Raw genomic sequence first — 24622 nt, 5'->3', positions numbered from 1 at the left:
CCTTTCTGGGCAGTTCAGGCCGATTTTTTGGTAAAGCGTCCGCTTTCCCTTGCCTCATAAAATTACCCGCGATAGGGGATGCCGGACCTTTTCCCGCGCAGGCAAGGGGCGCATGGCATGACAGAGACATTCAAAGACGATCCTAAAACACTCGTTTCGACAGAGTGGCTGGCCGCACACCTCAAGGATGCGGACCTGCGGATTTTCGACGCGTCGTGGTTTCTCCCGACGGTAGATCGCGATCCCAAAGCTGAATTCGACAAAGAACACATCCCCGGTGCGCGCTTCTTTGACATCGACGAAATTGCGGATCTGCGGTCTGACTTGCCGCATATGGTGCCGCCTGTTGAAAAATTCATGAGCCGCGTCCGCGCGATGGGTGTTGGCGACGGCCACCAGATCGTTGTCTACGACAGCAGCGGTTTGTTCTCGGCTGCCCGCGTTTGGTGGATGTTCCGCTTGTTCGGTCAGTTCAACATCGCAGTTCTGGACGGTGGCCTTCCGAAATGGAAGGCAGAGGGTCGCCCTCTGACCGATGCCCCTGCCACCATCCGCGATCGTCACATGATGGTCGATGTTCAGCACCACATGATCAAGGACGTGACCCAAGTCGCCCGCGCATCGAAACTTCGCGATCACGAAATCATCGACGCTCGCGCAGCGCCTCGCTTCCGTGGTGAAGCAGTCGAGCCGCGAGCTGGACTTCGTTCGGGCCACATCCCAGGCGCAAAAAACGTACCGTTCAACTCGCTTTTGAACGCTGACGGCACGATGAAACCCGCCGCAGAACTACGCCACGTGTTTGAAACCGCTGGCGTCGATCTATCCAAACCCGCCATTACTTCTTGTGGGTCGGGCGTAACGGCTGCTGTGCTGTGCCTTGCCCTCGAACGCACAGGTAAAACTGACCATTCACTTTACGATGGCTCATGGTCCGAATGGGGCATGTACGCCGACCTTCCTCTCGCAACCGGAGACGCATGATGCTTGAGCATCTCACCGAACAACCCGCCGACAAAATTCTTATGCTGATGCAGGCATTCCGAGACGATCCGCGTGACACCAAGATCGACCTTGGTGTTGGCGTGTATAAAAACGCAGACGGCGTCACTCCGGTGATGAAAGCTGTAAAAGCCGCAGAGAAGAAAATCTGGGAAGAGCAGGAATCGAAATCCTACACCTCCCTAGCAGGCGAACCGCTCTACATCGAAGGCATGATCAAACTCGTTCTCGACGGCGCAGTTGATCGTTCACGCATCGGCGCTGTCACCACACCTGGCGGTACGGGCGCGATCCGTCAGGCGATGGAACTGATCAAAAAGACCTCGCCACAAGCAACCGTTTGGGTGTCGAACCCAACATGGCCGAACCATGTGTCGATCTTGAACTACCTCGGCATGCGCCACACCGCCTACTCCTACTTCAACACCGAAACCCGTGACGTTGATTTCGACGCAATGATGTCGGACTTGGCTGGGGTGAAGGCGGGCGACCTCGTGCTGCTGCACGGCTGCTGCCACAACCCGACGGGCGCAAACCTGACGCTGGGCCAGTGGAAAGAGGTTGTTGCCTTGATCAACGAAAAAGGTGCAGTCCCGTTCATCGACCTCGCATATCAAGGTTTCGGTGATGGCCTCGAAGCTGACGCCCTTGCTACACGTCTCGTTGCAGAAAACGTCGGCGAATGCCTGATCGCTGCGTCGTGCTCCAAGAACTTTGGTATCTATCGCGAACGCACAGGCATCCTGATGGCAATCGCTAGGGACGCCGCGACCGCGAAACTGTCGCAAGGCATGCTGCAATTCCTAAACCGTCAGAACTATTCGTTCCCGCCGGATCACGGTGCACGCGTTGTGGCAACGATCCTCGGTGATGATGCTTTGCGTCAAATGTGGATCGACGAACTCGAAGAAACCCGCCTGTCGATGCTGACCCTGCGCCAGCAACTGGCTGATGAACTAAAGCGCCTGACTAACTCGGACCGCTTTGACTTTATCGCAAAGCACCGCGGCATGTTCTCTCAGATCGGCACAACACCTGAGAAGGTCGAAGTTATGCGCGCTGAATCGGGCATCTACATGGTTTCGGACAGCCGTCTGAACATTGCCGGCCTGAACGCGACCACCGTTCCGCTTTTGGCAAAAGCGATCGTAGACGCTGGCGTCTAATCGCTTCGCATAAACAAGAACACACGCCCGTCGCATCTGCGGCGGGCGTTTTCGTTTGTTCCCTCGGGCAAAAGAAAACCCGGGCGCGAACGCCCGGGCCTTTGTCGTCAAACTGATCGGAAGGAAGATCAGCCTTTCGAGAACTCAGGATAAGCTTCCATACCCAGTTCAGCCATGTCGAGGCCGTTGATCTCGTCTTCTTCACTGACGCGGATACCGGTGACAGCTTTGAGGATGAACCAAACGATACCGGACACAACGAAGGTGAAGATACCGACAACCATGATGCCGTAGAGCTGAGTGCCGAAGGATGCATCAGGGTTGGTGAAAGCTACAGCGATGGTGCCGTAGATACCGCAGACGAGGTGAACAGGGATCGCACCAACTACGTCGTCGAGCTTGAACTTGTCAAGCAGCGGAACAACGAACACCACCAGAAGGCCACCGAATGCACCGATCAGAGTTGCTGCACCGAGGGTCGGTGTCAGCGGTTCAGCGGTGATCGAAACCAGACCAGCCAGCGCGCCGTTGAGAACCATAGTCAGGTCGACCTTCTTGTAGAGAAGCTGGGTCAGGATCATTGCAGCTACCGAACCGCCAGCTGCTGCTGCGTTGGTGTTTGCAAAGATACGGGAGACGTCAGCCACGTCGCCTACAGTGCCCATAGCGAGCTGCGAAGCGCCGTTGAAGCCGAACCAACCGAGCCACAGGATGAACGTACCCAGAGTTGCCAGCGACAGGTTGGAACCCGGCATCGGAATAGTGCGGCCGTCTTTGTATTTACCAATACGCGGACCAAGGATCAGCAGACCAGCAAGAGCAGCCCAACCACCTACAGAGTGAACAACGGTCGAACCTGCGAAGTCGAGGAAGCCCATCGCGTCAAGGAAGCCACCGCCCCATTTCCACGAAGCCTGCAGCGGGTAGATGATCGCAGTCAGGACAACAGTGAAGGCGAGGAACGGCCATAGTTTGATACGCTCGGCGAGAGTACCCGAAACGATCGAAGCCGTAGTTGCACAGAACATCAGCTGGAAGAAGAAGTCCGAACCAGTAGATGCATAGCCGTAGTCATCAGCGCCATCACGAGCAACGCCAACAGCTTCGAGTGCTGCAGTCGACCATACGCCCGACAGAACGCCGTCGATGGACCATGTGCCCAGCGGGTACATCAGGTTGTAACCGATCAAGTAGTAGAAGATCGCGGCCAGAGAGAAGAGCGCGACGTTCTTGGTCAGCTGCATTGCGACGTTCTTGGTGCGCACAAGGCCGGCTTCGAGCATCGCAAAGCCAGCAGCCATCCAGAACACCAGAAAACCACCAACGAGGAACAGAAGCGAGTTAAGGATGAAGATGGTATCGGAAGCGGCATCAACACCTGCTACCGGACCTTCTTCCTGGGCAAAGCCCATGGCTGGAAGCGCGATCAGCGCGGCAGCCGGGAGGAGTTTAGTCAGTTTCATTTTAATTTCCCCTGATCCGATCGCGTTATAGAGCGTCGTCGTTGGTTTCGCCGGTGCGCACGCGCAGCGCGCTCTCGACGTCGAGAACAAAGATTTTGCCGTCGCCGATTTTGTCGGTCTTCGCAGTCGATGCGATGGTCGAAACGATCTGGTCAGCCATGTTGTCAGGCACGACGATCTCTAGTTTGACCTTCGGAACAAAGTTCACTGCGTATTCAGCACCACGGTAGATTTCAGTGTGACCGGACTGGGAGCCAAAGCCCTTAATTTCGGTCACCATCATTCCGCGAACGCCAGCAGCGGTCACAGCTTCGCGGACCTCCTCCAGCTTGAACGGCTTGATAGTTGCGATAATGAGTTTCACGTTCTTCCCCTTACGAGTTATCTCGAACGACCCCAATCCGGATCGCGCAGTCACACTCAGCGGGTTAGATGCCCTTTTCTCAAGCAATCAGGGACTAAACGGGTTGCCACATTAATCAGTTTCTGCACAAAAATTATACAAATTGTGCGACTTGATTAAAAATTGAGCGCAAAGAAAACGCAACATTGGCGATTCTTGTCCCTCAACATTTCCCCTCAAGGCAGTTAGAATTGGTCTGAGGCATAACGAAAGAGCAGAAAATGAGCGGATCGGGACGCAAACGCCCAACGCTGGTTGCCGAGAATCGCTATTCGAACGCAACTGCACCCCAAAAGGCTGCGGCGCCTAAACCTGCGCCAAAGAAAAAGTCTGCCAAGCCGCCTCGCAAGAAGAAGGGGCCGCTAGGGTTCATTAGTGCGTTCTTTGGGTTCGTGTTTCGCCTGATCTGGAGCATTTTCTGGCGTGGTACTGCGATCGTCAGTCTGATTATCGCAGTCGCTGTCCTATATACCTCGTCCAAGTTACCCAGCGCCGAGTCCTTGATCGATGGCCGCGCAAGGGGCTCTGTCACCATGCTGGACGTGAACGGCCAACAGTTCGCATGGCGCGGCGATCAGTTCGCAGGTGCAATCACCGCTGACTCGGTTTCGCCGAACTTGCGCAACGCCGTCGTCGCCACCGAAGACAAACGCTTCTACAGTCACTTTGGCATCTCTCCACGCGGGATAGCAGGTGCGATCCGGTCCAACCTTCAGGACGGGAACGGCGCACTCTCGGGGTCGGGTGGTTCTACGATCACCCAGCAGACCGCCAAACTCTTGTGCCAAGGCCAACCTTTTGATTCAACGAAGTGGGCGAATGAAGCTGCATATGAAGCCGACTGCCGCCGTTCCACCCTGTGGCGCAAAGTCACCGAAGCGATCTACGCGATGGCAATGGAAGCCCGCTATACCAAGGACGAGATTCTCACGATCTACCTAAACCGCGCGTATCTCGGTGCAGGCACCCGTGGATTTGAGGCCGCGAGCCAGCGCTATTTCAGCATTTCTTCGTCTCAAGTGAACCCTGCCCAAGCCGCTCTTCTCGCTGGCCTCCTCAAAGCGCCGTCGTCCTATGCGCCGACATCCAACCTTCAGCGGAGCTGGGATCGCGCAAGCGTCGTTGTACGCCTGATGGCCGATCAGGGATACATCACCGAAGCACAAGCCCAAGATGCACTCGCCAATCCCGCACAATTGGCTGAGAACGCCCATGCCCGACAGGGTGGCTACTATGCGGACTGGGTAATGGATACGGGTCCATCCTATTTCACCGATGACACCACCGAAGACGTTATCATCAAAACGACTTTTGACCCTCGCATTCAGCAGGCCGCCGAAGGTGCGCTCGATTGGGTGTTTGAAAACAAAGTGCGTGAAGGCTCCGAGGCCCAAGCCGCCATCGTTGTCATGTCATCCGACGGCGCGGTCCGTGCAATGGTTGGCGGACGTCAAACCACTTCGGGCGGTGCGTTCAACCGTGCGACACAGGCCCTGCGTCAGACTGGATCTCTCTTTAAACCCTTCGTCTACGCGGCCGCTCTCGAACTCGGTCATAGCCCGATGGAAATCATCAACGACGATCCCCTCTGCATGAATATTGTGGGGTCTGGCGAATGGTGTCCGCAAAACTACGACCGCGAATTCAAAGGTCCGATCACGCTGACCCAAGCCCTTTATGAGAGCCGCAACATCCCCGCGATCCTTCTCTCGGAGAGTGTTGGTCGTGACGCGGTGCAAAGCGTGGCAACTGGGTTCGGCATCAGTTCTGACCTAGCCGACGGTCCTGCCCTCGCGCTCGGCGTGTCCGAGTCGACACTGGTCGAAATGACTGGGGCCTACGCCGGCATCTTGAACGGCGGCTCTTCAGTCGCGCCCTATGGTCTCGTCGAACTGAGCCTACGCCGTAATCCTTCGGTGCCCCTCATGGGCGCTGGTGGCGGCATTGGCGAACGCGTTATCCGCGACGAAAGCGCCGCACAACTGACGTGGATGATGCATCAGGTTATCGAACAAGGCACAGGCCAGCGGGCGAAAATCGACGGTTGGCAGATCGCGGGTAAATCCGGCACGACCCAAGGCGCACGCGACGCGTGGTTCATTGGCTTTACGGCTGACTACGTGACTGGTGTATGGATGGGGTATGACAACAACACACCCTTGTCGGGCGTAACAGGCGGCGGGCTGCCTGCAGAGGTTTGGCACGAAACCATGACCCGCGTTCTGGATGGGATGATTCCGCTACCTCTGCCAATGACCGCGCCCAGCGGTGAACCCGCTGGTCCGGTGATGTCAGACGAACAAGCCAAGTCGCTCATCGACCTGATCCTGCGCGATCTGCAAAACGCTGGAAACTAAAGGTCAGCCACCGCGATACAGATCGTCCTCGGCGTCCGAGCTGTCGATCCCCAATGCCTCCAAGCCACTTTCCAAGTGGTCGGCGAGGTGTGGCGAACCTTTGAGGTAGTCTTCGGTTGGTGCGCTCGCCTCAGCAATGGCGGTCTTATAGGCTTCGGCGTATTCTTCGGGTTCAAAGCTACCGCGGCCGATCCAAAAGATCGCCACAAGCGCGGCTTGCTCTTCTTCGTTCAGACGACCGACAAAGCCGTCAAACTCGGCCTCGCCTCGATCTAGTTCACGCGCAAGGATGATCACCTCGGCGACTTTGTCAGATGTAATGTGCATCGCTGCCTCCCGTTCGCATGGATAGCAGTAACTTTGTGCCGATTAACCGACCGTGGCTTTGATCTGTCGCAAATCAGAATATTCGGAAATAGAGCCAATCAGGCATCAATTGTGACGCTCGGAAAAACCACGAAAACACTGTCGGAAAGCTGCGTTTGAACTTTCGGCTATTCATGTGCTCGAACATGACGCGCGCTGCGTCTTCGGGCGACATGATGAACGGCATGTTGAACGTGTTCTTGTCGGTCAGTCGGGTACGAATAAAACCTGGGTTCACCACCTGAACTTCGACCCCAGTTCGCTTGAGGTCGGATTTCATCGTTTCGGCCAATGACATAATTCCAGCTTTTGAGGCGGAATAACCGATTGCTCCGGGCAAGCCCCGAAACCCAGACAGCGACCCCGTCAGAACGATGTGGCCCGCATTGCGCTGCACCATATCAGGAACGGTCGCCCCCAAAACGCGCATCGCCCCCATAAGGTTCACGTCCACCATGGTTTCCGCCTCATCCGCGGTCCACTCGGTCGCGGCCATTGGCCAGTAGACGCCCGCAAGGAACACCACACCATCAATTGATCCGATAGAGGTCGCAACGGCGCGAACGTTTTCGGCATCAGACACATCGACTGGCAATATCCGCGCAGGCCGCGACAGACCACCAGCTACCTCCCGCAGTCGCTCTTCTGAACGCGCCGAAAGGATCAAATCCGCACCCGCGTCGGACATAATTTCCGCGAGAGCCCGACCCAGTCCTTCGCTTGCGCCAATGAGCCAATAGGTTTTTCCAGCCCAGTCTCGCATCTTCACACCCGACGCATCGTCGCGATGAGTTCTCCAACTTTGATACCGAATTTACGGAATTGCGATCTGTTCACCAATTCGCCTGAGGGCGAAGTATACATCCAATCTGTCACAGACAGGACATGCCCTCCCGCATCCTCGGTCAGTTTGATCTTGTATTTCAGCACGATAGCAGAGCCCCCCTGACGGCCCGTCGCCGTGCCAATCACATCAGGAGCGGTCGCGGTGATGGTACCATCTTCGGCAACTTTCAGGTCCCAATGACGAAGCTGCGTTGCGCCGCTATCATACTGGAATTCCTCCGTCATTTCGCCAGAATTTCCATCCCATGATGCGCTGAACTGACCGAAAAACCGCGATGCAACACGCCCAAATGGACCATAAATAACACCGCTGCACAGTATCTTTCCGTTCAAATCTGTACGTATGTCGATCGGACGGCCAGTAGGGTAATCCTCAACTTTTTGGGCTGCAAAACCGAGCCGCGCACCGATCAGCAGAACAACGGCAATGGCGACGCAGACGCCTAGAAAAAACTGCAACATAACCTACCTCCTATCGGCTGACGTCTTGAACGGGTGGAACGGGGCGATCACGATATTTGGCGCCTTTGGTTCGAAGCTTCATCGCCTGCCAAAGGATGAGGCCCATCACACGCAACGACCCCAATGGACGGCGCAGATACGCCTTCGCGATGTCCTGATTTCGCAGCGGACGACGTGCACCGCTCAACGTCGCAACAACTCCACCGTCAGCACCGTCTCCAAATTCGATAACGATATCGACGGCGCTGCGGGTGATATCGAAACGGAACCTGTAGCCGCCCGAAATCGTCTGAAACGGTGAAACATGGAAAATCTTCTGCGCCGTGACCCAGCCATTTCGATTTAGCGGAGCGAGGTCATCGTGATGACACAGATAAGAATGCCGATCGCCGAAGGTATTGTTCACCTCGGCGATCACGACACGCAGAACGCCATCACGATCATGGCACAGCCAAAAACTGACAGGGTTAAAGACGTAGCCCAACGCGCGCGGTTGGGTCAGAAGCTGGATACGGCCCATCTGTCCGATCCCATGCGCATCTAGAACGCTGCGCACCCATGCAACGCCCTGCCCCTGTTTGGGCACTCCCCCATGATCCAGATCGCGCACGGACCAAGGCCGCGCTGAATTTCGAGTAAAACCCCACGGCGCGCTGACCTCGACATCCATGTCCAGCAGCACATAGTCGATGGAATAGCGAAATGCGTTTCGGATCGCTCCCCGCCGCCCATGAAAGGTCTGCCCTTCGATGTAGTCTACAGGGATCATTCCGCCGCCACTCGAATGTTGGTTGCCGCATTAATCCCTGCGACAACATCCAGCGCACTCGAAAGGCCATCCTCATGGAAGCCGTTTTTCATCCAGGCACCGCAGAACCATGTATTATCGGTGCCATTAAATGCTGCGACCTCTTTTTGAGCTTCAAGCGCGCCAAGGTCATAAACAGGGTGGCGCAGTGTCACCTCATCCCAGATCAAATCTTCACGGATCGTTCGGTTCGAGTTGAGCGTCACAAAATAGTCGTCGCCTGTTAACCACGATTGCAACGAGTTCATCCAATAGGTCAAATCAATCGGCTCGTCCGTTCGCCCAGTGACCTCGGTGTAGTTCCACGACGACCAAACCGATTTGTGGCGTGGCATGATCGACGCATCGGAATGCAACACAACACGGTTGGGCTGATACGCCATTTTGGAAAGTGCCGCCGTTTCATGGGCACGCGGATCGGCCAACATGCGCAGGCTATCGTCGGAGTGGGTCGCAAAGACAACGTCGTCAAAGGCCTCCCAATCTGCCCCATTCATCTTTACCTCAACACCACTCACTGTTCGACGCACCGCATCGACATAGGCCCCAGTGCGGATCTCGACGCCACGCGCACGCATCTGAGCCTCAAGGCGCGTCACATAAGACCGCGACCCGCCCTCAACCGTATACCACTGATGCTGACCTGTATGGCTGAGCAACGCGTGGTTTTCGAAGAACTGCATCATGGCGTAGGCGGGGAATTCCATGTTTTTTTCGACAGGCGTTGACCAAATAGCGCCCGACAGTGGCAGGATATACCGTTCCGCAAACCACGACCCGACGCCGAGCTTGTCGAGCATTTCGCCAACGGTCATCGTCTGATCCGACTTTGCAATATCCAACGCACGGCTGTTGAACTTAAAAATGTCGCGGATCATGCGAAGGTATCGCGGGTTCAGGGCATTCTTCTTCTGCGCAAAAATCGCGGACAGGTTCTTTAGCCCGTATTCGAACCGTCCACCATCAATCGATGCACCAAAACTCATGTCGGACTTCACAACAGGCACGTCCAGCTCATCGAACAATGCCGTCAAATGCGGATAGTTCGCGTAATTAAAGACGATAAAGCCCGTATCGACGAGGTCGGCACCGTGACGACCAGCTGGCCGAGTACGTGCGTGTCCGCCGATCGATGCCTCTGCCTCGAACAACACGACGCGATGATGTTGAGCAAGGTTATAGGCCGCACCCATGCCGGAAATACCCCCGCCGATAACTGCGATGGTTCTTGGGGCGGGTGTCAGGCTTTCAAATGGCATCGATTTCTCCGAGCTTGTTTAGAGGTGTTACGGCCCAAACAGGTTTTTGGATGAAACTCTTTCACAAGGTGATCCAAAACGCGCTTCGCCGCGTAAAAACTTCATGTTCACGCAGACCCAAACACTCGATTCAGATAGACCTGTCCAGCCGTCCAGCTATGGTCGGTCAAAGACAGTTGGATCGAAACCAAAGGAAACGTCGCGCGTGACCGAACAGATGACCCCCGCTCGGGCCGAATGGCTCGACGAGATTTACGCGGTCCGCGATAGGCAGGATCAGGCGGCGTTTGCGCGCCTGTTCGCGCATTTTGCGCCGCGGGTTAAAGGGTTTCTGATGCGGTCAGGCGCGTCGGCGGACATCGCAGAGGAATGCGCCCAAGAGGTCATGGCGACCATCTGGCGGAAAGCTGCGCTGTTTGATCCAGCACGGGCGAGTGTGGCGACATGGATTTTTACTATCGCGCGGAACCGCCAGATCGACATGATCCGACGCGCCCGACGCCCCGAACCCGAAGATCTCCCTTGGGGACCAGACGCCGAACCTGATCAGGAAGAGGTTCTCGTCCTTCAGGAAGAAACCAACAAACTAGGTGAGGCGATAGCGGCCCTACCTGAGAAGCAACGAGAGTTGATCCAAAAGGCTTATTTCGGCGATCTCAGTCATTCTGAGATTGCGGAACAGACCGGACTGCCGCTTGGCACGATCAAATCCCGTATCCGATTGGCGCTGGACCGCTTGCGCCACACGATGAGGTAAGACATGGCTGACATTAAACATCACCTAACCGACCAGCTTTTGATGGGCTACGCCGCTGGCACCCTACCCGAAGCCTTCAGCCTTGTGGTCGCAACTCACGTGTCGCTCTGTGATGAGTGCCGTTCCCGCCTCGGAGAATTCGAAGCCGTGGGTGGCGAAGTCATGATGTCCGCAGGGTCAGTCTCCATGTCAAACGACGCCTTCGCCGCGACAATGGCGCTGATCGCGAACACTCCTGAGGCCCCGCAGAAACGCTACGCCAAAGGCATTTTCCCTGCACCACTCCAAGACTACGTTGGCGGCGACAAAGACGACGTGCGCTGGCGGCCGGTTGGTGGCGGCGTTCGTCAAATGATTCTAGCGTCTGATGGTGGTGCTACTGTCCGCCTGCTGCACATCCCGGGTGGCGTCGCCGTACCCGATCATGGGCATCGCGGCCTAGAACTGACGCTGGTCCTACAGGGCGCGTTTAAAGACGAGGCTGATCGTTTTGGCGTGGGCGATATTGAAGTCGCCAACGAGGAACTGAACCACACGCCTATCGCAGAAGAAGGCGAAGCGTGCATTTGTCTTGCCGCAACTGATGCCCCGCTAAAGTTCAATTCCTTCCTGCCGCGCATCGCGCAGCGGTTCGTTAAGATTTAGGCACGGACAGCGGCACCACCGCGGGATCAACGTCGGGTGCCAGTTCTTCGAAATCAAAGTTATCGAGCCGTTGCGCACGACGACCCGCTTTATCCGCACTGATCTTGATCTCTGCGATATCCTTGGCCGCCATGCCGAAATGTCGGTCGAGGTTTTCAACTCGCGTGCCCAAACGATCAACGTCCGTATAGAGAAGGGCCAATTCTTTGCGAATGGCCCCAGCCTGTTCCCGCATCCGCGCATCCTTCAAAATCGCACGCATCGTGTTAAGGGTCGCCATGCAGGTCGTCGGCGATACGATCCAAACCCGCGCATTGAACCCCTCGCGCACCAACTCGCTAAAGTTGGCGTGAAGCTCGGCATAGACAGCCTCCGACGGCAGGAACATCAATGCGCCGTCCGCTGTTTCACCTTCAATGATGTACTTCTCGCTGATCGCTTTAATGTGGGTCCGCACCGCCGTCCGCATCAAACGGGCAGCGTCGTTCAGTTCATAATCAGACTTCGCACGGCGGAGAGCCTCATACGCCTCCAATGGGAACTTACTGTCGATCACAATAGGCCCGGGCGGGTTCGGAAGGTAGATCAAACAGTCGGCCCGTTTGCCGTTCGATAGTGTGTGCTGGAGGCTATAGCTATCCGAAGGCAACGCTTTGGAAACGATGTCATGCAACTGAATTTCACCGAATGCACCGCGCGTTTGTTTGTTCGACAGAATGTCCTGAAGGCTCAGCACATCGCCCGACAGTTTGGTGATGTTCTCTTGGGCCTTGTCGATGGTTTTTAACCGCTGCTGCAGTTCTCCGAGCGAGGCCGCCGTGGTTTTCGCACTGGTTGTCAAATTGCGGTTCATCATTTCGGTGACGTTTTGCAACCGCTGCTCCATCAGCTTAAGCATATTGGCCTGCGACTGCGCCTGTGCCTCGGTCACCGATGTCAGGCCGCCAAACAACTGCTGCTGGCCATCCGACAACATCTGTACACGCTGCGTCACGCCGCCCATTTGGCTCGCCACGATCTGCGCCATCTGCGTCGATTGCCCCGCACGCTTCACAACCATGATCAGCAGGATCACAAGGACCAGCGCAAACGCGGCCCCAACAATTGCGATCAAGGTCAGGGGATCATTCAGGTCAATCGTCATCAGGTCCGTCCAAACAAACGTTCAATATCGGTCAGTCGCAACTCCACATAGGTCGGGCGACCGTGGTTGCATTGACCAGAATGGGGCGTCGCCTCCATCTCACGCAGAAGCGCGTTCATCTCTTCCGCCCGCATACGGCGACCAGATCGGATCGACCCATGGCAAGCAACACGCGAAAGGATGGCTTCGATCTTAGCTTGAACTGCTTGGCTGTCGCCCAAATCGGCAAGCTCATCCAAGATATCCATCAGCATGGCCTTCGCGTTCACCTCGCCCAAGATCGCAGGTGTTTCGCGCACACAAATCGCGCCGCCACCAAACGGCTCGAGCGTTAGGCCAAGCCGCGCCAGATCGTCAGCAATCTCCAGCAATCGCGCTGCATCACCCGACGACATCTCTACGATCTCTGGGATCAAAAGAGCCTGAGCCGCAACACCGTTTTCCGCCATCTGGTGTTTCAACTTTTCATAGACGAGCCGTTCATGGGCTGCGTGCTGGTCCACGATGACCATGCCCGTTTCCGTCTGCGCGATGATGTAGTTCTCGTGCACCTGCGCCCGCGCCGCACCCAAAGGCAGGGATTCGAGCGGTTTCACCTCGTCCTCAGTTACCTCTTCGAACCGCGCCGAAGGTGCCGCCATTTCTGCAAAACCCATCGATTGCGGTGCAGGGGCTTGCATCTGATAGCTCATCGCACGCGCCCCAAAGGACGGTCGATCCATCTGATACATCGGTCTCTGCGGGATCTCTGGACGCATCGCCCCAAGCGTATCCGCAGCCACGGTCGTCGATGCCCGATGCCCCGCATTTGCAAGCGCGTGGCGCAGCCCCGATACGATCAACCCCCGAACAATTCCGGGTTCACGGAAGCGCACCTCGGACTTTGCAGGGTGCACGTTCACATCGACCAACGTCGGATCACAATCCACGAACAACGCCGCCGCCGGATGGCGATCTCGGCTCAAGAAATCCATGTAGGCCCCACGCAGTGCCCCCACCAACAGCTTGTCCCGAACAGGGCGACCATTGACGAACAGAAACTGCGCCACCGCAGAGCCGCGCGAATAGGTGGGCAACGCCGCATAACCCGTCAGGTGAAACCCGTCCCGCTCCGCATCAATTGGCAGTGCGTTGTCGGCGAATTCTCGTCCCAAAACCGCAGCAAGTCGCCCATTCAATGCATCAAACATTTCGCCTTGTTCCGAATCCGCGCGGAACACTTCACGCCGATCCCCATTCGACGCATCAATCAACGAAAAGCTCAAATAGGGTTCAGCCATCGCCAGACGTTTCACTACATCTGTGATCGCCTGCATCTCGGCCCGATCGGTTCGCAGGAATTTCAGTCGCGCAGGGGTCGCATAGAACAAATCCCGTAGCTCGACGACCGTACCAGAGGACAGCGCTGCGGGTTTAACCGCCTCAATCCGTCCGCCCGCGACCGTAATCGTCGCCGCCTCGGCACCCGCAACGCGAGACGTAATCGACAAACGACCGACCGCGCCCAGCGACGGCAAAGCCTCACCGCGAAACCCGAAGGAATTGATGTTCAACAGATCGGAGCCATCAATTTTCGAGGTCGCATGACGCGACAGGGCCAAAGGCAATTCGTCCGCAGAAATTCCCCAGCCATCGTCCGTCACACGGATCAGCGTTTTACCGCCATCAGCAATCACGACCTCAATCCGACGCGATCCTGCGTCGATCGAGTTCTCGACCAACTCTTTAACGGCAGAGGCAGGGCGTTCGACCACTTCACCCGCCGCGATCCTGTTAATCGCGGCATCGTCCAATTGTCGAATATGCGGACGGGTTTCGAGTATATTGGGGTCAGATAAGGCCATGCCACAAGGTTTAGCACGGCCCCACACGATTCTAACAGGGGTATTACGTGAACATTACTCTGTCGTTTCCAGCCCGACAGGCTGCCCGACAACCACGAAATGCAAGGCTTCGGGATCGAGGATTTCACGCGCCACTCGGTTCACATCGTCCAATGTCACCGCGTTGATATAGTCATTTCGATGGATCACATAGTCGACCGGAAGCCCCTCGACCTGCATTCCAACCATGATGCCCGCGATCGCTTGATTGCTATCAAAACGAAGCGGATATTCCCCCGTCAGGTAGGTCTTCGCGGCATCAAGCTCTTCTTGAGAGACACCCACGGTCGCAACGCGCGACCACTGATCCATGACAACATCCAACGTTTCGACCATCCGCTCGTTCGCTGATGCCACCGACCCCAGCCACATTTCTGCGTGATCCTTGGGGACCAAATACGAATAAATTCCATAGGTCAGACCGCGCTTTTCGCGCACCTCTTCCATCAGGATCGATTGAGGGCCATTACCACCTAAAATGGTGTTCAAGATGTAGGCCGCAAAGAAATCCTCATCATCGCGATTTAGCCCCGCCTGACCAAATAGAGCAACAGATTGCGGGGTATCAAACGGCACAACCGTCACCCCACCCGTCAGGCCAAAATCCACATGATCAGGCAACGCGGGACCATCTTCTGGCAATCCAGTTAAAAGCTGATCAACCATCGGACCAACGGCCTCTGCATCAATATCGCCAACGACAGACACATAGGCACGCGACCGCACCAAAGCGTTACGGTGGGCTGTGAACATATCGTCTTGGGTCAGCGCGTTGACTGTCTCAACAGTTCCACTGTCGTCCGAACCATAAGGATGATCACCAAACGCCGCGCTGTAGAATGTCTCTCCAGCTATCCGATTAGGGTTCTTCGCGCTGGATGCGATATTGGCCAGAACCTGCCCCCGCACGCGGTCTATGGCGTCTTGATCGAACCGCGGTTGATTGATCGCTTGAGCCAGAAGTGCGACCGCCTGATCGCGATTTTCGGTCAGAAACTTCGCTGAAATGGTCACGCCGTCGTCGTAGGAATCGAATTCGTATGTCGCAGCTAACGCCTCTCGAGCCGCCTGAAACTCTTGCGCGATCATGTCGCCCGAACCTTCCTCGATCAGGGCCATCATCAAATTTGTCGCGCCGCGCTTTCCATCCTCATCCAAGGCCGTCCCGCCGACAAAGTTTATCTCGAGCGCAACGAAGGGAATAGAATGCTCTTCTACAAGCCAAACATTGATACCCGATGGTGTTGTGAGTTCCTGAATGGCAACGTCGGCGTGGGCGGCAATTGCATTTAAACCGAAAACAAAAGCAGCGATTAGACGGATCATTTAAGCTCTCCTTCGCTAGCGGCAACCCACATCGTGACGGACCTCTTGGGATCCAAAACTTCTGCAGCGACGGCTTTGATGTCTTCGGCGGTTACGGCCTCCAGAACCGCTGGCCAATCCTGAACGTCCTGAACGGTTAACCCTTGAGAAAGTGCCGCGCCATATCGATTGGCCAGCCCTTCAACGTTATCACGTGCGTAAATCTGCCCCGCGCGAAGTTGAGTGCGAATGCTCTCCAAACGATTGGGGTCAACCTCCGAGGCAAGGAAATCAGCAATCGCAGCGTCCATCGCGGCCTCGACTGCGGACAGGTCTACGCCCTCAGCAGGCGCGACGCTCAGGGTAAATGTCGTGTCATCCAATTTATCGGCATCGTAGCCAGCTCCCGTATAAACGGCGAGCTGCGCATTAAATTGGAGTGCCGTTCCAAGAGCCGACGAAAAAGGCGAACCGCCAAGCATTTCAGCCAAATAGACGAGCGCAGCGGCTTTCCGTTGATCACCACTATCCCGTTCAGGCGCCAAATAGCTGCGCGCCAAATAAGGTTGCGACACGCGCGGATCGACAAAGGTCAAACGACGCGCGGCAGTTTGTGGAGGTTCTTCGGCGCGGAGACGCTCGGGCAGGTTTTCCTCGGGCGGGATCATGCCATAATACTGATCTGCAAGAGTGCGGACTTCGTTCGGATCAACATCACCAGCAACGACTAGAACGGCATTATTGGGGCTGTAGTAGAGGTCGTAAAACGACAGTGCGTCCTCTAGCTCGAGACTCTCCATCTCGTGTTTCCAACCGATCACAGGTACGCCGTAACGGTGGTTCAAATACTGCGCCGCCATCATCTGCTCACGCGCCAAGGCAGAGGGATTGTTCTCCACCCGCATATTACGCTCTTCGAGGATCACATCACGTTCAGTGGCGATGTCGGCTGCGGACAGCCGCAGATTAACCATCCGATCGGCTTCCATCTGCATCATCAACGGCAATCGATCCGCCGCAACCCTTTGATAATAGGCAGTATAATCATAACTCGTGAATGCATTGTCCGACCCGCCGTTCGCAGCAACGACTTCCGACAGTTCACCTGACGACATGTTATCAGTCGCCTTGAACAATAGATGTTCCAAGAAATGCGCAACACCCGATTGCCCCAATGGTTCATCCGCAGAGCCTCGTCGATACCAAACCATATGCACAACGACAGGGGCACGGTGATCTTCGATGACCACCACATCCATCCCGTTATCGAGGGTAAAGGTCGTCACCTCTTCGGCGATGGCAGGCATGGCCAAAAGGGACAGGGCAGCAAACAAAGTTCGGAACATACGCATCCTCCAACAGGGTCCCGTTGAACCTACCCCACAGGGCGGCCACCGCAAGACGGGGAAACGCAGTTGTTACCGTCAGTTAGCTGGGGGAGCAGATGGCACCGCAGCACCCAAAGAGCGGAACCGCTCTAGCTCTGCATAGGCATCCAAAGATTGACCACGATACGCTTGGAAGTAGCGATCGCGATTAAAGATACGGAACAGCGACAAATTGGTGCGACGTTTGCGGAACGCAGCATCCTCAGCCGCCAAAACAGAACGGATCGACGGATCGACACCGAAACGGGACACTTGCGCCATCAGTGCCCCATCGCCACCAACACCACCTGTCACAGATCCGCCCAGAACCGCGATGGCATCCGCTTGAGGGTTTGCATCCGCAAGGTTCACCCCACCCGGAGTCGGGGTGGGCAACAGGTTCATCGACTGCGGAAGTTCCAAGGTGCGCGTGGGTTGAACGCCAAATTCATCAGGCGACCCATCCGTCAAACTGGTCTTATGAAGGGTGCGATCACCGCCACCACAGGCCGACAACGTCAGCGCCGCACATAGGGCCAGTACTAGTCCACGCATTTGATACCCTCCGGTCTTCGCCTTGTGTTTAGCGCAGGATTAGCCGCACGTCACGGGGTCTATTTCTATGGCTTGGCGGGCTTCCGCTCTCCGGTAAAGATCACAAGCCCCAACGCACCTACAAAAATCGCGATATCTGCAACGTTAAACGCATATGGATTTTCAAAGCCACAGCAGGACATATTCAGGAAATCTGCCACCGCCCCGTAGAGGACCCGATCGACCACGTTGCCAATCGCACCGCCAATCAACAGACCTGCCGACAGATAGGTCCAACGATTGCCGCCTTCCCGCTTGAGCCACCAAAGGACAAAGCCCGAGATACCAATCGCCAGCGCAATCAATGCCCAACGCATATCCAACCCCGCAAAGAGGCCGAAATTCACGCCGGGGTTCCACGCCGTCCGAAATTCAATGAACGGTGGCAAGACTTCGATCCGTTCGAGCACACGCAGGCCCAGAACGTGTACCACCAAAAATTTGGTGATCTGATCCAAAAGGAAGGTCCAGAATCCGGCCCAAAAGACGAGCCGGAATCCGTTACGTGTTGCGCGCCCAGTCATCAGTGACGGAAGTGGCGCATGCCAGTAAAGACCATCGCAAGGCCCGCTTCGTCTGCGGCGGCGATAACTTCATCATCACGCATCGAACCACCAGGCTGGATCACGCAGGTCGCACCAGCAGCAGCGGCTTCCATAAGACCGTCAGGGAACGGGAAGAACGCGTCAGAAGCAACAGCAGAGCCGATGGTCAGCGGCGCGGGAAGGCCCAGAACATCCGCCATACGCTCGGCTTTTTTCGCTGCAATCAAGGCAGAGTCGACTCGGCTCATCTGGCCTGCACCAACGCCAACCGTTGCACCGTCTTTGACGTAGACAATCGCGTTCGATTTGACGTGCTTGCCAACTTTCCACGCGAACAGAAGGTCAGCCATTTGTTCATCGGTCGGGGCTTTTTTAGTCACAACCTTCAGATCGTCCATGCCGATAAAGCCAGCGTCTTTGTCCTGCACAAGCATACCGCCAGCGACCTGACGGACAGTGAACGATGTGTCGAGGACATTCGGCAAACCTTCGGTAGTCAAAAGTCGCAGGTTTTTCTTAGCGGCAAAGATCGCCTTCGCTTCGTCCGATGCACCTGGCGCGATAACGACCTCGGTAAAGATTTCGGTGATCGCCTGTGCGGTTTCCGCGTCGAGCGGCTGGTTCAACGCAACAATGCCACCAAACGCCGAAGTGCGGTCACAATCGAATGCCTTTTGGTAAGCTTCGATCAAACTCGCACCTTGCGCAACGCCACAAGGGTTTGCGTGCTTGATGATCGCAACGGCAGCAGTTTTTGCCGGATCGAACTCTCCAACCAGTTCATAGGCCGCGTCGGTGTCGTTGATGTTGTTATAGGACAGCTCTTTGCCCTGATGTTGAACCGCAGTCGCAACACCGTGGCGAGCCGTGCCATCAACATAGAACGCAGCGCTCTGGTGCGGATTCTCACCGTAGCGCAGAGTTTGTTTGATCTCGCCAGCAACAACGCGGCGGCGCGGAGCGTCCTCACCAATTGCTTTGGCCATCCAGTTCGACACAGCCGCGTCATAGGCACCAGTACGTGCATACGCGATCTGCGCCAAACGCTGACGGAACGCATAAGTGGTCTGACCGTCGTTTGCGTCCAGTTCAGCCAACAGAGCAGCGTAATCTTCAACATCCACAACAGTCGCAACGAAACCGTGGTTTTTCGCAGAGGCGCGGATCATCGCAGGGCCACCGATGTCGATGTTCTCGATCATCTCTTCGTAGTCCGCACCACGGGCCAGAGCAGCTTCGAACGGGTAAAGGTTCACAACCAGCAGATCGATGCCTCCAATGTTGTGCTCTTCCATCGCTTTGACGTGATCCGCGTTGTCACGCAGCGCAAGGAGGCCGCCATGCACATTCGGGTGCAGGGTCTTTACACGACCGTCCATCATTTCGGGGAAACCAGTAATGTCCGCGACATCTTTGACCGTCAGACCAGCATCACGCAGGGTTTTCGCCGACCCACCAGTCGACAACAACTCGACACCACGAGCAGCAAGCGCCTGGCCCAGTTCGATCAATCCGGTTTTATCGGATACAGAAAGCAGCGCACGGCGCACGGGGTAAAGGTCGGTCATCGTTTTCTCCGGTTCAGTCGTTTTCCAGCCCTGCCGGATCGTCCATGGCATAGTCACGCACCGCATTTGGTGTCTCGTGCGCCTTTGCCAGAGTCCAGCGAACGCGCGTCGCATAGGACATCGCGCGTCCAGATAAAACCACTTGTTGTGTCGCACGGGGCTTTAGTCGGCCATTTTCTAGGAAAACTGACGGTTCGAGACGCATTTCAGCCGATCCATCGTGCCGAAACACCCAAATCTCTCCACTCTTGAGCGTCAGCGACACCGCCGTACCACCCATATCCAACGATGCCTCGACTTCGGGGTGCAGATGGAACCGAAGGCCAAAGGGAATCCCACCCGCATCACGCTCCAACGCGCGATCAAACCGCAGCTTATCAGCGTCGCTCAGCGTGGTCAGCAGGTCCTCACCCGACAGATCGCGCCCTTCGACTGACAAATCCAGCGTCCGCGCATGAGTGAGGCCATGGGTCATTTGGTAGCCATTGTGGGCCACTTCATAGCGGGTGCCAAATTGTGTCGTCGAATATTCTGCAGGAACAAGGTCAGGCGTATCGACCAAAAGCTCATGACGGATGCCATTCAATCGACTTGGCACGCCCAGACGGGACGACGAATACCCAGCAAGGGATAAAGTCGAGTGACTCGCCGTTGCACGACCGAACCGCCGCCAATCCGCGCCAAAATTTCGGCCAGACCCACAGGACACAACAACAGGACGGCGACCTGAGGTCAATTCGAATGCACAAGTCGACGCATGTGCATCATAACTCGCCTGCCCCGTCGGAGGAGGCGCCGCATCTATCACGACCGTCGTGCGCCCGGCGGCCAATCGACCGTACCCCATATGTCGACTGTGATCGGGCAGGTCCTTATTCCCCGACGCGCCTAGCGCATAATCGAGCCGCCCATCGATACCACGCCCCCCACCATGGAATCGAGCCAAACCACCGTCGGCATGACGCATTGCCCGCAGAGTTGGCGCAATCCTGTTGATCGCGGCGGTAACGGTTTCAGGAACTGGGCGTTCGCTTTCCTCAAGGGCCTGAACGACCCAACATAAAAGCGTGAGAACGTCCAAAAGCTCTTCGGGATTTCTGGTCTGCAGACCGCCCTCAGCGTCGATCTGGTCCCGACAATCACGGGACAGCGCTGCCAACGCAGGCGCGACATGCGACGACATTCCCTCCAGAGAAAGCCCCGCATAAATCATACCAGACAGCGCTTCGAAACGCGGCAAGCCGGGCAGCGTCGATTTCCAGCGGCGCGACAAAAATAGTGTCTGCCGCGCAAGGCTTGTCAGATATTTATCGATGTCGACTTTTTCTCGCGACCTCATGATGAAAAAGCCGTGGTTGATCCAACGGATCAGGCGCCGCCCTGTGAGGTCAGGCGTCCACCCCGGTCCGCGACCACGTCCGTAGCGATCGATCCATTCAAACACCCAATCCTGCGCCTTTGTGCGGGCTTTGTGATCCCCGACTGCAGCAAGATCATCTAACCACGCACAGCCATGCAACAACGGCGCAATCGGCGACTCTTCGGTGGCGATATCCCAAATCGACGTGTCTGGTGCTTCGACCAACTGTCCGGCGAACAAGAAGTTGCCAGCGCACAGCTGGCGACCTTTGGCAAATAGACCGATAGACTGTGGTTCAGGCTGTGACACAAATCCTGTCGGTGGCCGTTTACGGCCAGCCAACCGCGCCTGAAAGCGGTTCATGAAATGGGTATATTTCCCACGCCGTGTCGTTGGTTGGGCCAATTCAGGTCTGCCTCGGTCTGCGGTGTCCGCGTCATTGTTTTGTCGCGGATGTTAGCTTCCAAAGCAACGTGTGTCACGCAGGCTTTCGCACAACCGCAAGGTAAAACCCGTCCATGCCGCCCTTGTCCGCCCAGTAATCAGGGCGCAGACGCAAACCACCTTCTTCGGTAATCCATTCCGGATCGACACCGTCGATCAGCAATGCATCACGATCAATGGTCAGGTCAGGATGACGTTCAAGCAGCTCTTCGATCTGCACTTCGCCCTCATCGGGCAAAAGGCTACAGGTGCAGTACACCAACCGCCCACCCGGCTTCACCAAAGACAATGCGTGGTCAATCAAACCAACCTGTTGGTCGATCAGCGCCCCAAACTCGCTCCCGTTTTTCGCATGAGGTAGGTCAGGGTGGCGACGGATTGTCCCCGTCGCAGAACATGGTGCGTCCAGCAGCACCGCATCAAAACCGCCCTCATCAAACGCGAATGCATCTGCGACAACAATCTTGGCCGTCAGACCCGTGCGCGTCAGGTTTTCTTGCACCCGCGCCATCCGCGATTCCGAAACATCCAACGCCGTGACCTCAGCGCCCGCCGCAGCCAATTGCATCGTCTTACCACCTGGGGCTGCGCAAAGGTCGAGGATGGTTTCCCCCGCCTTCGGGGCCAATACCTTAACAGGGATCGCCGCTGCAGCATCCTGAACCCACCAGTCGCCAGCGTCAAAACCAGCCAAGGCAGAGACCTGCCCGCCATCAGACAAACGCACAGAACCAGTCGGCAGCACTTCACCACCCAATGCGGTCGCCACAGCCTCAGGATCGGTTTTGACAGTGATGTCGAGCGGTGCGCCTCGCATCTGAACGTGCTCCATCGCCATCACGGCTTTGTTGCCCCATGCCTCAATCAACGGAACGCGGAGCCATTTCGGCAATTGCGGAACGGGCAACTTACCCCAGTTATCCGACCCTTCGGCAGCGACCTTGCGCAGAACGGCATTCACCAGCCCCTTGAGGCCAACCGTCTTGCGATCCCTACCGACGATTTCGACGTATGCATTCACAACGCCATGTCCCGCCGCACCTGTCAGCAATTCAAAGGACGCCAGCCGCAGCGCGTTTTGCACCGACAGCGGCGGCATCTTACGCAAGTGCGGTTTCAAGACACGATCAACACGACCCAAACCACGCAGGGTATCGACAACCAAACGCTGCGCACGTGCGCGATCTTCAGGTTCGAGCTTGGCCAAATGATGCGCTGTCACTTCGGACAAAAGACGACCATCTTCGGTCACGGCGTTTAGCAGTCGATGCGCAGCTAGGCGCGGGGCAATGCCGGTCTGTGTCATGGCGTCCTCTTGGCCGAAAAGATAACCCCGACTATATCAGAGGAACCACAGGGACAAGGAAAGCCCATGACTGATCAAAAAGACCTACCGCCCGCAGCACTCCGCGCATTGGCCGAAGCCGAAGAACGCCGCAAAGCTGCAAAGCAGTTGGACCTGCCCACCGAACTCGGCGGACGCGACGGCCCAGAGGCCGTGCGCTTTGGTGATTGGGAGAAAAAAGGAATCGCGATCGACTTCTGATCGGCCTGTATTAAAGGCCCAAAACGTCGATCATCGAATATTCGCCAGCAGGTTTGCCCTGCCCCCAAAGCGCAGCCTTGAGAGCACCGCGAGCGAAAACAGCGCGATCTGTCGCGATGTGGCGAAGCACGATCCGCTCGCCAGCAGCGGCAAACATCACGTCGTGTTCGCCAACGATATCGCCGCCACGAACGACCGCAAAACCGATGTCGCCTTTGTTGCGCGCGCCCGTAATTCCGTCACGCCCCGAATCGCGGACGTCCTTGAGCGACACCCCGCGCCCTTCGGCAGCAGCTTCACCCAACATCAACGCAGTCCCTGACGGAGCATCCACTTTCTTGTTGTGGTGCGCCTCAATGATCTCGATGTCGAAATCATCATCCAGGGCCGCAGCGACTTTCTTAGCGAGGACAGTCAGAAGGTTCACACCCAGCGACATATTCCCTGCACGAATGATCGGCGTCTTAGCAGCGGCGGCCGCAACCTCTGACAAATGTTCGTCTTCGAAACCTGTGGTCCCAATCACATGCACAACGCCTGCTTTTGCTGCTTCTTGGGCAAAGGAAATTGTCGCAACCGGCGCTGTAAAATCAATGACAGCATCAGCACTCGCAATCGCCGCTGCCGTATCATCCGTAACAGTCACGCCCAGCGCAGCGCCACCCATGGCGACGCCAACATCCTGACCAACCCATGCATGGCCCGCCCGTTCAATCGCACCAACGAGACGCGCCTTGTCCGATTCGACCACAGTTTTGATCAGCATCTGACCCATACGGCCCGAAGCTCCGGTGATCACAATACCAGGTAAATCTGTCATATCGGCATTCCTTGCGTGCGTTATTTCTGCGTGCATCCCCTGCTTGCCCCCCAAAGCCCTGCTTGGCAAGGGCCGACAACAGGCTTACATGGGCAATATGGCAAAGAACCGTTCACATGAAGGTGCCGGACCCTCCCAACGCCAGTTGCGCGTTGGTGAAGTTGTTCGCCGCTCCCTATCCGAAGTGCTCGCTCGCGGCGACGTGCATGATCCCGAACTCGGGCGCATGTCGATCACCGTTGGCGAAGTGCGTGTTTCCAATGATCTGAAAACAGCGACTGCTTACGTCCTTCCGCTCGGCGGGAAGGATAAAGAGCTTTGTCTGCAGGCGCTCCGTCGCAATACGGCAGAAATCCGCCATCTGGTCACACGTGGCATGACGCTAAAGTTCGCGCCTCAGATCAAGTTCGAACTCGACGAGACCTTCGACCGTATGGATGACACGCGCCGCATGTTCGCTGATGAACATGTGCGTCGCGATCTGGACCGTTCCGACGAAGAAGAATGACCCC

At 56.4% G+C, this 24622-nt stretch carries 24 protein-coding genes; 7 read left to right on the top strand and 17 right to left on the bottom strand.

Annotated elements, in window-relative coordinates; genetic code table 11:
- The first annotated feature begins 78 nt into the window (after positions 1 to 78).
- Together sseA and BSK21_RS00210 are read left to right on the top strand one after the other, a co-directional pair.
- Entirely contained in the window at positions 79 to 984 is a 906-nt protein-coding gene (gene sseA / locus BSK21_RS00215) for a 3-mercaptopyruvate sulfurtransferase (RefSeq protein WP_232230441.1), read from the top strand.
- Positions 984 to 2168, top strand: coding sequence for an amino acid aminotransferase (locus BSK21_RS00210; RefSeq protein ID WP_067552062.1), 1185 nt, complete (start codon positions 984 to 986; stop codon positions 2166 to 2168). The genes sseA and BSK21_RS00210 overlap by 1 nt, the downstream gene beginning before the upstream one ends.
- Positions 2169 to 2296: 128 nt before the next feature.
- Here the strand turns inward: BSK21_RS00210 and BSK21_RS00205 are convergent, their stop codons facing one another.
- Both BSK21_RS00205 and BSK21_RS00200 read right to left on the bottom strand, forming a co-directional pair.
- On the bottom strand, positions 2297 to 3631 hold the full coding sequence (locus tag BSK21_RS00205) for an ammonium transporter (RefSeq protein ID WP_067552060.1): 1335 nt from the start codon (positions 3629 to 3631) through the stop codon (positions 2297 to 2299).
- A 25-nt stretch (positions 3632 to 3656) separates the two neighbouring features.
- Positions 3657 to 3995: a P-II family nitrogen regulator gene (locus BSK21_RS00200; RefSeq protein ID WP_067552058.1), complete on the bottom strand. Its 339-nt coding sequence runs from the start codon at positions 3993 to 3995 to the stop codon at positions 3657 to 3659.
- 260 nt (positions 3996 to 4255) lie between these two features.
- Here BSK21_RS00200 and BSK21_RS00195 point away from each other — a divergent pair, with 260 nt between their 5' ends.
- Complete coding sequence (locus BSK21_RS00195) at positions 4256 to 6391, top strand: transglycosylase domain-containing protein (protein ID WP_067552056.1); 2136 nt, start codon at positions 4256 to 4258, stop codon at positions 6389 to 6391.
- A gap of 3 nt (positions 6392 to 6394) precedes the next feature.
- On the opposite strand, the gene BSK21_RS00190 is transcribed toward BSK21_RS00195, so the two are convergent.
- The 5 genes from BSK21_RS00190 to BSK21_RS00170 all read right to left on the bottom strand — a co-directional run bounded on the left by BSK21_RS00190 (position 6395) and on the right by BSK21_RS00170 (position 10132).
- Positions 6395 to 6718 carry a DUF3775 domain-containing protein gene (locus BSK21_RS00190; RefSeq protein ID WP_067552054.1) on the bottom strand — a complete coding sequence of 108 codons (324 nt, stop codon included), beginning with the start codon at positions 6716 to 6718 and terminating at the stop codon, positions 6395 to 6397.
- A 73-nt stretch (positions 6719 to 6791) separates the two neighbouring features.
- Complete coding sequence (locus tag BSK21_RS00185; RefSeq protein WP_067552052.1) at positions 6792 to 7520, bottom strand: SDR family oxidoreductase; 729 nt, start codon at positions 7518 to 7520, stop codon at positions 6792 to 6794.
- Between the two features lie 2 nt (positions 7521 to 7522).
- Complete coding sequence (locus tag BSK21_RS00180) at positions 7523 to 8065, bottom strand: DUF3833 family protein (protein ID WP_067552050.1); 543 nt, start codon at positions 8063 to 8065, stop codon at positions 7523 to 7525.
- 10 nt (positions 8066 to 8075) lie between these two features.
- Complete coding sequence (locus BSK21_RS00175; RefSeq protein ID WP_067552047.1) at positions 8076 to 8834, bottom strand: DUF1365 domain-containing protein; 759 nt, start codon at positions 8832 to 8834, stop codon at positions 8076 to 8078.
- Positions 8831 to 10132: an NAD(P)/FAD-dependent oxidoreductase gene (locus tag BSK21_RS00170; RefSeq protein WP_067552044.1), complete on the bottom strand. Its 1302-nt coding sequence runs from the start codon at positions 10130 to 10132 to the stop codon at positions 8831 to 8833. The genes BSK21_RS00175 and BSK21_RS00170 overlap by 4 nt, the downstream gene beginning before the upstream one ends.
- Positions 10133 to 10349: 217 nt before the next feature.
- On the opposite strand from BSK21_RS00170, the gene BSK21_RS00165 reads away from it, so the two are divergent.
- The gene (locus tag BSK21_RS00165; RefSeq protein WP_067552283.1) at positions 10350 to 10889 is read left to right on the top strand and encodes a sigma-70 family RNA polymerase sigma factor; all 540 of its coding nucleotides are present in this window, start codon (positions 10350 to 10352) and stop codon (positions 10887 to 10889) included.
- A gap of 3 nt (positions 10890 to 10892) precedes the next feature.
- Positions 10893 to 11534 carry a ChrR family anti-sigma-E factor gene (locus BSK21_RS00160; protein ID WP_067552041.1) on the top strand — a complete coding sequence of 214 codons (642 nt, stop codon included), beginning with the start codon at positions 10893 to 10895 and terminating at the stop codon, positions 11532 to 11534.
- Here BSK21_RS00160 and BSK21_RS00155 read toward each other — a convergent pair.
- The 9 genes from BSK21_RS00155 to BSK21_RS00115 all read right to left on the bottom strand — a co-directional run bounded on the left by BSK21_RS00155 (position 11524) and on the right by BSK21_RS00115 (position 23050).
- The gene (locus BSK21_RS00155; protein ID WP_067552038.1) at positions 11524 to 12678 is read right to left on the bottom strand and encodes a DNA recombination protein RmuC; all 1155 of its coding nucleotides are present in this window, start codon (positions 12676 to 12678) and stop codon (positions 11524 to 11526) included. The two genes, BSK21_RS00160 and BSK21_RS00155, sit on opposite strands and share 11 nt — an antisense overlap.
- A complete protein-coding gene (gene mutL, locus BSK21_RS00150) occupies positions 12678 to 14522 on the bottom strand; it encodes a DNA mismatch repair endonuclease MutL (protein ID WP_067552031.1) in 1845 nt (614 codons plus the stop codon). The genes BSK21_RS00155 and mutL overlap by 1 nt, the downstream gene beginning before the upstream one ends.
- A 54-nt stretch (positions 14523 to 14576) precedes the next feature.
- Entirely contained in the window at positions 14577 to 15887 is a 1311-nt protein-coding gene (locus BSK21_RS00145; RefSeq protein ID WP_067552029.1) for a pitrilysin family protein, read from the bottom strand.
- Positions 15884 to 17212 carry a pitrilysin family protein gene (locus BSK21_RS00140; protein ID WP_082959470.1) on the bottom strand — a complete coding sequence of 443 codons (1329 nt, stop codon included), beginning with the start codon at positions 17210 to 17212 and terminating at the stop codon, positions 15884 to 15886. The genes BSK21_RS00145 and BSK21_RS00140 overlap by 4 nt, the downstream gene beginning before the upstream one ends.
- Before the next feature lie 78 nt (positions 17213 to 17290).
- A complete protein-coding gene (locus BSK21_RS00135) occupies positions 17291 to 17788 on the bottom strand; it encodes a DUF3035 domain-containing protein (RefSeq protein ID WP_067552024.1) in 498 nt (165 codons plus the stop codon).
- A gap of 65 nt (positions 17789 to 17853) precedes the next feature.
- Positions 17854 to 18351, bottom strand: a complete 498-nt coding sequence (gene lspA / locus BSK21_RS00130; protein ID WP_067552022.1) for a signal peptidase II — start codon at positions 18349 to 18351, stop codon at positions 17854 to 17856.
- Positions 18351 to 19940 carry a bifunctional phosphoribosylaminoimidazolecarboxamide formyltransferase/IMP cyclohydrolase gene (gene purH, locus BSK21_RS00125; RefSeq protein ID WP_067552281.1) on the bottom strand — a complete coding sequence of 530 codons (1590 nt, stop codon included), beginning with the start codon at positions 19938 to 19940 and terminating at the stop codon, positions 18351 to 18353. The genes lspA and purH overlap by 1 nt, the downstream gene beginning before the upstream one ends.
- 13 nt (positions 19941 to 19953) lie before the next feature.
- Complete coding sequence (locus BSK21_RS00120; RefSeq protein ID WP_067552020.1) at positions 19954 to 21663, bottom strand: heparinase II/III family protein; 1710 nt, start codon at positions 21661 to 21663, stop codon at positions 19954 to 19956.
- A gap of 115 nt (positions 21664 to 21778) precedes the next feature.
- Entirely contained in the window at positions 21779 to 23050 is a 1272-nt protein-coding gene (locus BSK21_RS00115) for an RsmB/NOP family class I SAM-dependent RNA methyltransferase (RefSeq protein WP_067552018.1), read from the bottom strand.
- A gap of 66 nt (positions 23051 to 23116) precedes the next feature.
- On the opposite strand from BSK21_RS00115, the gene BSK21_RS00110 reads away from it, so the two are divergent.
- Entirely contained in the window at positions 23117 to 23290 is a 174-nt protein-coding gene (locus BSK21_RS00110; RefSeq protein ID WP_067552015.1) for a DUF1674 domain-containing protein, read from the top strand.
- A 10-nt stretch (positions 23291 to 23300) separates the two neighbouring features.
- Here BSK21_RS00110 and dapB read toward each other — a convergent pair whose 3' ends face one another.
- On the bottom strand, positions 23301 to 24110 hold the full coding sequence (gene dapB / locus BSK21_RS00105) for a 4-hydroxy-tetrahydrodipicolinate reductase (protein WP_067552011.1): 810 nt from the start codon (positions 24108 to 24110) through the stop codon (positions 23301 to 23303).
- A gap of 97 nt (positions 24111 to 24207) precedes the next feature.
- Here dapB and rbfA point away from each other — a divergent pair, with 97 nt between their 5' ends.
- Positions 24208 to 24618 carry a 30S ribosome-binding factor RbfA gene (gene rbfA / locus BSK21_RS00100; protein WP_067552279.1) on the top strand — a complete coding sequence of 137 codons (411 nt, stop codon included), beginning with the start codon at positions 24208 to 24210 and terminating at the stop codon, positions 24616 to 24618.
- Positions 24619 to 24622 lie beyond the last annotated feature (4 nt).

The organism is Marivivens sp. JLT3646, from assembly GCF_001908835.1.
GTDB lineage: Bacteria > Pseudomonadota > Alphaproteobacteria > Rhodobacterales > Rhodobacteraceae > Marivivens > Marivivens geojensis.
Note: the sequence above shows the minus strand (reverse complement) of the source record. Positions and strands in the feature narration are given on the sequence as shown.

What these genes read in the sequence shown, in the direction of transcription:
- BSK21_RS00145 (WP_067552029.1), bottom strand. Translation starts at nt 15,887, where the DNA reads ATGATCCGTCTAATCGCTGCTTTTGTTTTCGGTTTAAATGCAATTGCC.
- dapB (WP_067552011.1), bottom strand. Translation starts at nt 24,110, where the DNA reads ATGACAGATTTACCTGGTATTGTGATCACCGGAGCTTCGGGCCGTATG.
- sseA (WP_232230441.1), top strand. Translation starts at nt 79, where the DNA reads ATGCCGGACCTTTTCCCGCGCAGGCAAGGGGCGCATGGCATGACAGAG.
- purH (WP_067552281.1), bottom strand. Translation starts at nt 19,940, where the DNA reads ATGACCGACCTTTACCCCGTGCGCCGTGCGCTGCTTTCTGTATCCGAT.
- BSK21_RS00190 (WP_067552054.1), bottom strand. Translation starts at nt 6,718, where the DNA reads ATGCACATTACATCTGACAAAGTCGCCGAGGTGATCATCCTTGCGCGT.
- BSK21_RS00115 (WP_067552018.1), bottom strand. Translation starts at nt 23,050, where the DNA reads ATGACACAGACCGGCATTGCCCCGCGCCTAGCTGCGCATCGACTGCTA.
- BSK21_RS00120 (WP_067552020.1), bottom strand. Translation starts at nt 21,663, where the DNA reads ATGAACCGCTTTCAGGCGCGGTTGGCTGGCCGTAAACGGCCACCGACA.
- BSK21_RS00195 (WP_067552056.1), top strand. Translation starts at nt 4,256, where the DNA reads ATGAGCGGATCGGGACGCAAACGCCCAACGCTGGTTGCCGAGAATCGC.
- BSK21_RS00135 (WP_067552024.1), bottom strand. Translation starts at nt 17,788, where the DNA reads ATGCGTGGACTAGTACTGGCCCTATGTGCGGCGCTGACGTTGTCGGCC.
- BSK21_RS00185 (WP_067552052.1), bottom strand. Translation starts at nt 7,520, where the DNA reads ATGCGAGACTGGGCTGGAAAAACCTATTGGCTCATTGGCGCAAGCGAA.
- BSK21_RS00180 (WP_067552050.1), bottom strand. Translation starts at nt 8,065, where the DNA reads ATGTTGCAGTTTTTTCTAGGCGTCTGCGTCGCCATTGCCGTTGTTCTG.
- mutL (WP_067552031.1), bottom strand. Translation starts at nt 14,522, where the DNA reads ATGGCCTTATCTGACCCCAATATACTCGAAACCCGTCCGCATATTCGA.
- BSK21_RS00210 (WP_067552062.1), top strand. Translation starts at nt 984, where the DNA reads ATGCTTGAGCATCTCACCGAACAACCCGCCGACAAAATTCTTATGCTG.
- BSK21_RS00165 (WP_067552283.1), top strand. Translation starts at nt 10,350, where the DNA reads ATGACCCCCGCTCGGGCCGAATGGCTCGACGAGATTTACGCGGTCCGC.
- BSK21_RS00170 (WP_067552044.1), bottom strand. Translation starts at nt 10,132, where the DNA reads ATGCCATTTGAAAGCCTGACACCCGCCCCAAGAACCATCGCAGTTATC.
- rbfA (WP_067552279.1), top strand. Translation starts at nt 24,208, where the DNA reads ATGGCAAAGAACCGTTCACATGAAGGTGCCGGACCCTCCCAACGCCAG.
- BSK21_RS00155 (WP_067552038.1), bottom strand. Translation starts at nt 12,678, where the DNA reads ATGACGATTGACCTGAATGATCCCCTGACCTTGATCGCAATTGTTGGG.
- BSK21_RS00205 (WP_067552060.1), bottom strand. Translation starts at nt 3,631, where the DNA reads ATGAAACTGACTAAACTCCTCCCGGCTGCCGCGCTGATCGCGCTTCCA.
- lspA (WP_067552022.1), bottom strand. Translation starts at nt 18,351, where the DNA reads ATGACTGGGCGCGCAACACGTAACGGATTCCGGCTCGTCTTTTGGGCC.
- BSK21_RS00140 (WP_082959470.1), bottom strand. Translation starts at nt 17,212, where the DNA reads ATGTTCCGAACTTTGTTTGCTGCCCTGTCCCTTTTGGCCATGCCTGCC.
- BSK21_RS00160 (WP_067552041.1), top strand. Translation starts at nt 10,893, where the DNA reads ATGGCTGACATTAAACATCACCTAACCGACCAGCTTTTGATGGGCTAC.
- BSK21_RS00175 (WP_067552047.1), bottom strand. Translation starts at nt 8,834, where the DNA reads ATGATCCCTGTAGACTACATCGAAGGGCAGACCTTTCATGGGCGGCGG.
- BSK21_RS00110 (WP_067552015.1), top strand. Translation starts at nt 23,117, where the DNA reads ATGACTGATCAAAAAGACCTACCGCCCGCAGCACTCCGCGCATTGGCC.